The following is a 10,962-nucleotide window of genomic DNA, read 5'->3' as shown; positions in this document are numbered from 1 at the left end:
GCCCAGAGGGCGGCGTTACGGAATTAATTATGATTCCAATCTGTTAACCTAAAAGGGCAATAATGCCAAATACAAGGATAATTAACCCTGAAATTTTGTTGACCCAGATTAAAGAGCGCTCGCGAAATTTAGTCCTTAGTATACTAACCCCAGTGCTAAGTAGCAACCACCAAATGGCAGAACCTAAAAATACTCCCAATACTAATATGCCTGAATCCAGATAATTGCTGTCAGAACTAGCAATTCCCAAACCAGCAAATATGGCAGCAAAAGATAAAATTGTCAAGGGATTAGTAACAGTCAAAAAAAAGGTTGACGCATAAGCACCAATAAGTCCTTTACCTGTTGTTTCTGCTGCTGACTGTGCGGGTTTTGCCAGAAAAGTTGAGATCCCTAAATAGCATAAAAAAATGCCGCCGACAATCCGTAACCATAGTTGCTGACTAACTAAAAAGCCGGAAATAAATGTTAATCCAAATCCAGCAATAGAACCGTATACCCCGTCAGCCGTAGCTGCACCCAAACCGGATATTAAACCAATTGCGCGGCCCTGAGCTAAAGTACGGCGAATGCAGAGCACTCCAATGGGGCCCACAGGTGCAGCAATTGAGAAGCCAATGATTAAACCTCTAGAAAAAAAATTGATGTCCATTGGAGCAATCCAAAATAAGTTCTCTTCCGTATTACAAGAAGACTGACCAAATTCAATATTGTAAGTTTATGGCAATTCGCATTTTGACTCTATCCCGCTACCTAGTAGGTAGCTTGTCGATAATTTTACTCACTGCTGCACTGGCTGGCGGTGCATCCCAGACTAGAATACCAGACCCGGCTACTGATACCTCGATTTCGATGGCAAAGGGCAAACAAACTGCCGTTTTTGCTGGAGGATGTTTCTGGGGAGTAGAAGCCGTTTTTGAGCATCTAAAAGGGGTTTCTGCTGTCGTTTCAGGTTATTCTGGTGGTAATGAAGCAACGGCAAATTACGAAGTAGTTAGTTCTGGAGAAAGCGGACACGCTGAAGCGGTAGAAATTACTTACGATCCTTCGCAGATATCTTACGGACAACTTCTAAAAATCTACTTTGCCATTGCTCACGATCCTACAGAGTTAAATCGTCAAGGGCCGGATGAGGGAACTCAATATCGTTCTGCGATCTTTTTTACGAATGATGAACAGAAGCAAGTTGCTTCTGCTTATATTCAGCAACTCAATAAAGCGCAAGTTTTCAGTAACCCGATTGTGACTCAGTTAGTTCCCTTAACTGCTTTTTATGCGGCGGAGGATTACCATCAAGATTTTGTTGCTCGTAATCCGAATTATCCCTATGTGGTTGTCCATGATTTGCCGAAGTTGTCTCAGTTGCGGGAACAGTTTCCAGATTTATATAAGAAGTAATTTCAGCTAATTTAGGAATTACGCACGGTTCCGTAACGCCGCCCTCTGGGCGGTAATTGAACTTGGAAAAGAATTAGATACTTATCAAATATTGCTGTTTACGTAACGCCGCCCTCTGGGCGGTTCAATTACCGCCCAGAGGGCGGCGTTACAAACAATTTTGTGTAAGTGCTATAATTGAAAAGCCTCTTGTTTCCATGTCGGGAAGCAAGAGGTTAAATATTTTTAAAGATTAATTTATTTTAATCAGGAATTATGTATTGTTCGTAATTAGCAATTATGTAAAAGCTATGAATCCTGAACCAGAAATCCGCCGCCTCTTAGATATCATGCCCGCTTCTGGCCGCATGATGGCTAAAATAGTCAGCAAACCGCAGCAATCAATGGTGATTGACAGCCCTTTTCCGCTGCCTTGGAAGCCGGAACGTTTGATTTATGTCAATTTTGACCTGTGGCGGCGGCTGTCAAAGCCCCAGCGAGATTTGTTGATATTGCGGACTCAGAGCTGGTTGTGCGGTGTGAAGTGGTTTAAACCGGAACTTTATCAAGGCGTTGCGCTGGCGGGGGTTTTAGGTGCGATCGCTCAAGGAGTTCAGGGCGATGCGGTGGGGGTTGTGGTTGCTAGTGGTCTGGCGGGACTCGGCCTCACCCGGATCTGGCAATCGAGTCGCAGTCCCCAATTAGAATTAGAAGCGGATGAAACAGCTATTCGAGTGGCGGGGCGGCGTGGCTATAGTGAAACGGATGCTGCTCGGCATTTACTCTCTGCTATTGAAGCCGTCGCTCAGATTGAGGGGCGCGGGAGTTTAAATTTCACGGAGTTGATTCGTTCTCAAAATCTGAGAGCGATCGCGGGCCTGTCATCAGTGGGAGTACCAGAGACACTTAGGCAAGAGTAAGGCTAAAGTAGTAGGAACACTTACTTGATATTACTTAGACTGGCAAACTCTCTGGGACAGAAATTATCAATTACTTACGTAGTTCTGTCCTGTGGGTGATTTGTTTACCGCTCAGCCTGTACGGTGTAACAAAGGCAGTCTGGAAAATAATCTTGGGGTGTAATTAAAGGTGTTATGGGCAAGATCAAATCCGGTTGCAAAGTCATTTTACAGGAAAGCTACCAAACCGCAATGAATTGTAAAGAATTTGTAGGGGTTGTTTCCGCGTGTTTACCCATCGCGATCGAGGGGAAACCACGAGGGGATTGCCCCCTATACCCATTTTACTTTAATCCTGCTATAAGCGAATTACTGGTAAGTAAGTAATGGGCAATTCAAAATAAATTAAATATTAAATATTAGCATAATATTTAATATTGATTTTCTGGGTTTGATGTGAGTTGCAATCGGTCTATGCAATCTATCAGGAAAAACTCCATGACCTTGCGACACAAAATATTATTAATCTTTGGCGCGACGCTAGTCAGTTTAAACCTAGTTCTCTACGCGGCTTCGTCTACTATCTTGCTCAATCGATTCAGTAAACTAGAAAAACAGCGCGTCCGTCAGAATGTCGAACGGGTGATGGAGGCATTAGCTAATGAGCAAAATCAATTAAATAGCACCGCTCAAGATTGGGCTCCTTGGGATGAAACTTACTCCTTCATTGAAGATAACAATAAGCGTTACATCAAAGCAAATCTTGACGATCAGACCTTTGGCAATCTCAGACTTAATATCATGCTGTTTCTCAACGCCAACGGTCAGGTTGTTTTTAGTAAAGGCTTCGATTTGCAAAACTATAAAGCCGAACCTGTTCCTCAGAATATACTCAACTATATCCGCGCTTATCCAGCCCTGCTCGATCACCAGAATTTCAAAAGTTGCTATACAGGAATTGTGATGCTATCAGAGGGATCGGCTGAGTATAGCCAAACCTCGGAGAAAAATACAAAGGAATTGCCTATACTGATTGCTTCTTGCCCAATTTTGACTAATAAATACGAAGGCCCAATCAGGGGTACATTAATTATCGGACGCTATCTCGATCGGGTTCAAATCCAGCGACTAGCTCAGCAGACTGAATTTTCAATTAGTAGCTATCAACCAGAAAAAGAAATTCCAAAAGATGAGGAATCTGGCTATATCTTGAATGTAAATGACTTAAAACTACCACTTATTAACTCCTTAAAAACTCAGGGAGAATGCCACGAACTAAATGCTAGCTGTTTAATTACTGTGCAGTCTTTAAATGCTGATGCGATCGCAGGCTATGCAAAAATTAAGGATCTCTACGGAAAAGAATCATTACTATTGCGGGTAGAACTTCCCAGAGATATTTACAAACAAGGTCAAGCCAGCCTGCGTTATTTTATTTGGTCGCTTCTGATCGGCGGTGCAATTTTTGGTCTGGTGGGTTTAATTGTACTAGAAAAGTTAATTCTATGTCGGTTAGCGGCTTTGAGTGCAGGTGTGAAGCTAATCGGTTCTTCTGGGAACCTCTCGCAACATTTAAGAATACCTGGTTCTGATGAATTATCAAGTTTAGCTAAGACAATTAACGGGATGTTAACTCAGCTAGATTTATCTCATACAGCATTACGGGAAAGTGAAGCTAAGTTTCGGGTTGTGTCAGAAGCAACTCCAATTCCAGTAGTGATTACCCGCGCTAGTGATGGCGTACCGCTGTACCTTAATGAATATACTGCCATAACTTTTGGTTTGGATCGTGAAGAACTTCTACACCATAAGACCTCAGAATTTTACTATGATTTGGCCGAACGGGAAGCTTTGCTAGAGGCTTTTATATGCCAAGGATATCTGCGAAATTACGAGGTTCGCGCTAAGAAGGCAGATGGATCGCCATTTTGGGTTTCCGCTTCCCTTGAGGCCTTGATGTTTAATGGGGAAGCAGCGATTCTGAGTGCTTTTTTTGATATTAGCGATCGCAAACAAATTGAACAAGCTTTATTTCAAGAAAAAGAACTCGCTCAAGTAACATTACAATCAATTGGAGATGGTGCGATCGCGACTAATGCACAAGGCGAGGTTCAGTCTCTCAACCCCGTCGCTGAAATCCTCACTGGTTGGCAAACTGAAGAAGCCAAAGGCCAGCCGCTAAGTGAGGTATTCCAACTGGTAAATGAAACCACTCGCGAGGTAGTAGAAAATCCCGTTACAGCAGTATTTCGAGAAAACCGGATAATTTCCACTGCAACAAATATGGTTTTGATTGCTAAAGATGGTCGGGAATTTGCGATCGATCATTCCGCCGCCCCGATTTATGCCAGTTCCGGTCAAATAATGGGAGCAATTTTAGTTTTTCGGAATGTCACACAAGCGCGGAATTTGTCACACCAATTAACATGGCAAGCCACTCACGATCGCCTCACTAGATTGATTAACCGCCATGAATTTGAACGGCTGCTAGAAGAGGCAGTTGCTAGTAGTAAAATCTTAAATAAACAGCACGTTTTATGTTATCTAGATTTAGATAAATTCAAGATAATTAACGATACTTGCGGTCATGCAGCCGGTGACGAATTGCTGCGTCAAGTGACGGCTTTGTTGAAAAGTAAAGTGCAAGGAACAGATATCCTAGCGCGTTTAGGCGGAGATGAGTTTGGTTTATTACTTTATAAATCTTCAATCAACCGCGCCGTCGAGGTCGCTGATTCTTTACGAAATCAAATCCAAAATTTTCGATTTGCGTGGGAGGGTAAAACCTTTACTATTAGCGTTAGTATTGGTTTAGTTGCGATTGGCAGCAACGATGTAGACATGGCCTGTCATGTTGGATCTGCCAATGTATTAAGTGCAGCCGATGCGGCTTGCTATGCAGCAAAATCGAAAGGTTGCAATCGCTTACACATATATAAAGCTGATGATAGCGATATGGCTAGGCAGTTTGGTGAAACTCAATGGGTAGGGCGAATTAATCAAGCTTTAGAAGAAAATCGCTTTTGTCTTTATAGCCAAACTATTGCACCTCTAGCTGAAGATTGTATCGGAGAAATACACTGTGAAATCTTGCTGCGGATGTTGGATGAAACAGGAGAAATAGTTAGTCCGGCTAGTTTTATGCCTGCTGCTGAACGCTACAATTTAATGCCGGCGATCGACCGTTGGGTGATTCGTAAGCTATTTTCGAGTTTAGCTAATTCTAGCTTAAAGATTGGCGATCGTAAATCTAATGGTAAGGGAAAAATTGCCAACCCAAAATCCATTTATGCTGTTAATCTTTCTGGTGCAAGTATCAATGATGATACCTTCATTAAGTTTTTGCAAGAGCAATTTACCCTTTACCGAGTTCCACCGCAGATTATTTGTTTTGAAATTACCGAAACTGTAGCAATTGCTAATCTTAGCAAAGCCGTACAATTTATTCAGGAACTCAAGAAGTTGGGTTGTTCTTTTGCTTTAGATGATTTCGGCAGTGGTATGTGTTCCTTTGCCTATCTGAAAAATTTGCCAGTTGATTACTTGAAAATTGATGGCTACTTTGTTAAAGATATTGCTAACGATCCTATTGCTGACGCAATGGTGGAAGCAATCAATCGCATCGGACACATTATGGGTATTAAAACAATTGCGGAGTTTGTTAGCAGCGAGGCTATTTTAGAAAGAATCAAAGAAATTGGAGTTGATTACGCACAGGGCTATATCATTACAAAACCGCAACCTCTGACGGAAATTATATCAAATTTCGTGAACAAGGAGTCAAAGCAGATCAACAAGGCGATACATCAATATGGTTGATAAGGACTTCTTTGCTACCCTGAGCGATCGCACAAAAAGCAGGGATAGAGACACTATGAACGCATTCCGAAGGGAATGATTTTGCCTTCTTGCGGGCATTCTGGATTTTTATTCAAGAGAAAACTCAAGTTTGATTGGGTAAGAGATTCGCCAACTACTTACCGGGCTGCTGAATAAGAGGAGATCGCGATTCCTGCCGAGTCGTTCGCGCAGGCAGTCGCGTTTACTATCTAAAACAGTGATATAGTTGATAATTATAACCATCAACTGGCGGCAAAGAACGAGAATCAATATAACAGTTTTGCTGTTCTAAATTAACTTTTGCATGGAAATTTACCAGCCACAAATCCACAGGAAATTTAATTTGATTTAGAGTTTTTTCCAATGCGATCGCTGCCATTTCCGGTACTTCCCGCCGCTGATGAGCTAACAAGAAAAGTGGCGCGGGAGAAATATTTTTTTCTTCTTTTCCAAATTCCCATTCCCAAGCTATACCCATCATTTCTCCTGTTTCTACATGAGTATTATGAGTAGTCGCAATCAGTACAGGAACCGTAGATACTTCGCGGATAATAGAAACCAAAATATCTGGTTTATAGTATTTCTGATAACCCAAATTTGAAAATACAGTTACACTACTTAATAATCCCATTACTAAAATCAAGACTACAGCCTTTTTACCCGAAATTTTAATATAAAAAAGCTTAAATAATTGACTTTTGACTGTATCTGTGTTAAAGGTAAAAGCTAGACTTGCACCTAGTAATACGATCGCGGCTGGAAAGTAAACAAAGTTATACCGCGCACCGCGAGTAAGGTCAATGCCCAAAAAGTATGTAAAGCCAAAAAATAGCGCGATCGCACTTAAAACAAAACCACCTAAAACAACTATAGATAAACGATTTTCTGGCAGAGAATAGCAAGTTTTTATCCCCTTAAGCAGCAAAGGAATCGCCCAGATAAAAAATATTACCATCGCCAATCCAGAGAAAATCACTAGAGGTAGCGAAGAGGATTCTACTGGTAACAAAGATATCATCGTAATCCAACCCGCCAGTGCTTGAAAAATCGGACTAATCCAAGCAAAACCCGTGCGATCGCTACTTTGAATCCATTCAGTTAATTCGCTACCATACCTGCTAGAATAAAATACGGGCAACCAGACTAAACCACCTGCAATTGTACCAATAATAGGTAATAAAAATGAAGCAGGAAAACCGGAGAAAGCAGAAATTGTCTTAATTCCGATTTTTTCTCCTTTTAATTGCCTCCATAATATCGCAATAAAAACCACAGCCTCAGCGCAGAGAGTCAAACTAAAAAAGTAATGAACTGCTATTCCCAAACTATTAACAATAATCCAAATTAATCCCAACCAAATAGGTAAAGCAAACTGCTTTACCGCGTACCGCACCGCCATCACTAGACAACTCAGAGAAGCAATAACTAATAAAATAGCCAGGGTATAATGGCGAGCTTCCTGAGCAAGATAAATAGCATAAGGAGAAACCGCCATCATCGCCGCCGCCAATTGTCCAACTAAGTGGGAACGAAAAGCAAGACATCCTAAACCATAGATAGCGGGTACAGAAACCACACCCAAAAAAGCAGCAAGCGATCGCGCACCCCATAGAGAAACATACCCCTGTACCGGCGCAAACATCTGCATCCACCAGTGAGCAAGAGCAAAGTAAACAGGCGGGTGATTGCTTTCAGTCAATAAACGCGCGATCGCATCCCCAACCGTTGCACCTGCATGGGGTTTTAGGGGTTCCAACAGCACCTCCAAAGGAATCCCTCGATCCAGAGGTACTCCTTGAAAACTATTGCCTAAACTGAAAACTAGCGTCGAAAACTCATCAGTCCAAAGTGGTTTACCATCCAAATTAGCAAAGCGTAGCATCGCCGCGATCGCAGTCCAGCCAAAAAGTAACACCCAGTGTAAAGCATCAAGTTTAAAATCAAATTTTTGCCGCAAGTCGAAGCCCCTTTGAACTCATAAAAAACACAAAATTAACTCCCTACTACACATCCCATCCTCCATCATTTTTGCACATCCGTTACCCGCCAACTCAACTTCATATTAATCCAAAAATTCCACAAGGTTACAGCCACGATCGCAATCAGCTTAGCCAAATATTCATTAACAGCAAAAACATTAAACAGCAAATTTACCAACAGCACATTCAAAATCAACCCCATCAAACAAATCAGATTGAACTTCAAAAACCGTTTAAACCGCTGACGATTTCCAGGTTGTCGCTTAGAAATATCCCCAAAAGTCCACAGATCGTTCCACAAAAAGTTATTAATAATTGCCACTTCCGAAGACAAGATCGCACTCCGAGTTAGCGCCAAACCAAGCACCGTTCGCAGCAGATAAAATACCCCCATATCGACAAAAACGCCACTAAAACCTACAATTCCAAACCGGAAAAACCTACCCACAGGCCAACGATCGAGACGCAATCTGAGCAAGTGTTGCAGGTACTCAACATACTGCTTCCATGTTACCTTGCTCTCACCTTCTTGGCGCTCCTGAAACACATAGCCAACTTCACCAATCCAGCGAATACTTCCCCTTCCCAATACCTCAATTAAAATTTTATAACCAGTAGGATTCATCTTCTTACCAGCAATGCAATCGCGGCGCACCATAAAATAGCCACTCATCGGGTCTGAAACTCTGCCTACAACCCCCGGCAATATCACCAACCCGATGGTTTGAGCCCCGCGAGATAAAACCCGCCTAACAACACTCCAGTCACTCACGCCACCCTCTGCAACGTGGCGACTAGCAACCGCCAAATCAGCACCGCGCTCAATTTCCCCTAGAAGTTCCAACAGCGTCTCCGGCGGATGTTGAAGATCGGCATCAATTACCCCCAAAACCTCTCCCTGCGCCACTTGCCAACCGCGAATCACTGCTGTAGAAAGCCCCCTCTCCTCTTGGCGACGCATTACCCGCAACTGCGGATAGTCAGCCATAATTCCCTGGGCAACTTCCCAAGTGCGATCGGGACTGTCATCATCCACTAAAATTAACTCATAGTCTCCAGGAATTTTATTATCGAGCAACTGGCTCAATTGCGCGACAATGGCTTTGACATTCTTGCTTTCGTTGTAAGTGGGAATCACCAGAGAAAAATAAATTGGTGCATTGTCTTCAGCATCAGCAGAAGATACAGACATTTCGTCAAATCTCTGTCCTGGCACCTCGAATGCACCTAACGGCACGGGCAAAAGGCTGTTTGGTTGGCTGAAACTCATAGTTATAATATCTGAATTTAGCAGAAGACACTTTTAGACTTTAATCTTTAGACCGCCGATAGTCCATAGTTGCAAGAATTAAAAATTAAAAATTAAAAATTAAAACTTTAAGTAGATGTCGGTTGGGTGAAGCAATAGCGTTACGCAAGTCTACTCAATCCTTTTGAGATCGGTAATGCGCGATCGCTCCACTTATTTTACAATTAAGTCTGTGGAACTATTAGCTAATTGTCACTAAGATCAAAAAGTCATTAGCTCTAGAGATTGCATTTTATCACTGAGCTGGGAAGGAATAATTGTGGATCTAATTCTTAGTCGGGCCTTAGATGGTTACGATTTATCAACAGCCGAGGCTTTAGTATTATTGCAGCAAAAAGAATCAGATCGGATTGCTGCGATCCAAGTTGTGGCCGATAAACTTCGTTCTTTGCAAGCAGCAAATACTGTCACCTACGTAGTCAACCGCAATATTAATTTTACCAATATTTGCGAACAGCACTGCAATTTCTGTGCCTTTCGCCGCGATGAAGAAGATGAGGGCGCTTTTTGGTTGGATTGGGAGCAAATTCTAGCAAAAGCAACTGATGCAGTTCATCTCGGCGCAACGGAAATTTGTATGCAGGGAGGATTAAATCTTAAGGCTAAGATTAATGGAGCTTCTTTGCCTTATTATCTACGTTTGGTTGGAACTATTAAGGATAATTTTCCTCAATTACATTTACACGCTTTCTCGCCGCAAGAAGTAGAATTTATTGCTAGAGAAGATCGCCTAAGTTTCAGCTATGTGATTGCTGCTTTGCGGGATGCCGGGGTGGGTTCAATGCCAGGAACAGCAGCGGAAGTTCTAGACGATTCAGTACGGAAAATTATCTGTCCTGAGAAACTTAACTCGGCGACTTGGTTAGAAATTGTAGAAACTGCTCATAAGTTAGGATTACCAACAACTAGCACGATGTTGTGCGGACATATTGAAACACCAGAACAGCAGATTTTACATTTAGAAAAAGTGCGATCTCTTCAGCAAAAAGCATTAGAAAAAGGCTATCCAGCTCGGATTACTGAGTTTATTCTATTGCCTTTTGTTGGACAGCACGCGCCCCCTTCTCTGCGAAAGCGAGTAGGGCGAGATCAGCCAGTTTTGGCAGATATTTTGTTACTTACAGCCGTCTCTAGGATTTTTCTTGGCAATTGGATTGTTAACCATCAACCGAGTTGGGTAAAATTAGGAATAGCTGGAGCTACGGAAGCTTTGAAATGGGGCTGCAATGACATTGGCGGAACTTTGATGGAGGAACATATTACGACAATGGCGGGTGCTATTGGTGGTAGCTGTCAGTCAGTGGAAGATTTGCAAAGGGCGATTAGTTCTTTGGGTAGAGACTATCAGCAAAGAGATACAATTTATCGTCCTTTAGGGATTGACAATTTTGCTTTTTCTCAAGTTAAATCGCTCTTTTAAGTAGGTGATATAATTAAGTGTAGCTATGTCATTGCTTATAATTGAACCCAATTTTTTGTCATTGCGAACACAGCAAAAGTATTCGTAACGCCGCCATCCTGGCGGTCAAATAACCGCCAAGATGGCGGCGTTACGTAA

Annotated in this window: 7 protein-coding genes; 4 read left to right on the top strand and 3 right to left on the bottom strand. The window is 42.2% G+C overall.

Translation table 11 applies throughout. The features are described 5' to 3' along the window. Nucleotides 1-43: 43 nt before the first annotated feature. Nucleotides 44-652, bottom strand: coding sequence for a LysE family transporter (locus PY364_RS22165; protein WP_275526341.1), 609 nt, complete (start codon nucleotides 650-652; stop codon nucleotides 44-46). 68 nt (nucleotides 653-720) lie between these two features. Between PY364_RS22165 and msrA the strand changes: the two genes are divergently transcribed. The 3 genes from msrA to PY364_RS22150 all read left to right on the top strand — a co-directional run bounded on the left by msrA (nucleotide 721) and on the right by PY364_RS22150 (nucleotide 6,095). Next, complete coding sequence (gene msrA / locus PY364_RS22160; RefSeq protein ID WP_275526339.1) at nucleotides 721-1,398, top strand: peptide-methionine (S)-S-oxide reductase MsrA; 678 nt, start codon at nucleotides 721-723, stop codon at nucleotides 1,396-1,398. A gap of 290 nt (nucleotides 1,399-1,688) precedes the next feature. Further along, nucleotides 1,689-2,297: a DUF3318 domain-containing protein gene (locus PY364_RS22155; RefSeq protein ID WP_275526338.1), complete on the top strand. Its 609-nt coding sequence runs from the start codon at nucleotides 1,689-1,691 to the stop codon at nucleotides 2,295-2,297. Between the two features lie 477 nt (nucleotides 2,298-2,774). Further along, a complete protein-coding gene (locus PY364_RS22150; RefSeq protein ID WP_275526336.1) occupies nucleotides 2,775-6,095 on the top strand; it encodes an EAL domain-containing protein in 3,321 nt (1,106 codons plus the stop codon). A gap of 226 nt (nucleotides 6,096-6,321) precedes the next feature. Here the strand turns inward: PY364_RS22150 and PY364_RS22145 are convergent, their stop codons facing one another. Together PY364_RS22145 and PY364_RS22140 are read right to left on the bottom strand one after the other, a co-directional pair. Next, the gene (locus PY364_RS22145; RefSeq protein ID WP_275526334.1) at nucleotides 6,322-8,073 is read right to left on the bottom strand and encodes a glycosyltransferase; all 1,752 of its coding nucleotides are present in this window, start codon (nucleotides 8,071-8,073) and stop codon (nucleotides 6,322-6,324) included. A gap of 65 nt (nucleotides 8,074-8,138) precedes the next feature. Continuing rightward, a complete protein-coding gene (locus PY364_RS22140) occupies nucleotides 8,139-9,365 on the bottom strand; it encodes a glycosyltransferase (protein WP_275526332.1) in 1,227 nt (408 codons plus the stop codon). Nucleotides 9,366-9,663: 298 nt separating this feature from the next. Between PY364_RS22140 and cofH the strand changes: the two genes are divergently transcribed. Next, complete coding sequence (gene cofH / locus PY364_RS22135; RefSeq protein ID WP_275526330.1) at nucleotides 9,664-10,824, top strand: 7,8-didemethyl-8-hydroxy-5-deazariboflavin synthase subunit CofH; 1,161 nt, start codon at nucleotides 9,664-9,666, stop codon at nucleotides 10,822-10,824. Nucleotides 10,825-10,962: the final 138 nt, after the last annotated feature.

The sequence above is a fragment of the Kamptonema sp. UHCC 0994 genome, from assembly GCF_029167235.1.
In the GTDB taxonomy this organism is placed as follows: Bacteria; Cyanobacteriota; Cyanobacteriia; order Cyanobacteriales; family Microcoleaceae; genus Kamptonema.
This window is presented reverse-complemented; position numbering and strand designations above follow the sequence as displayed.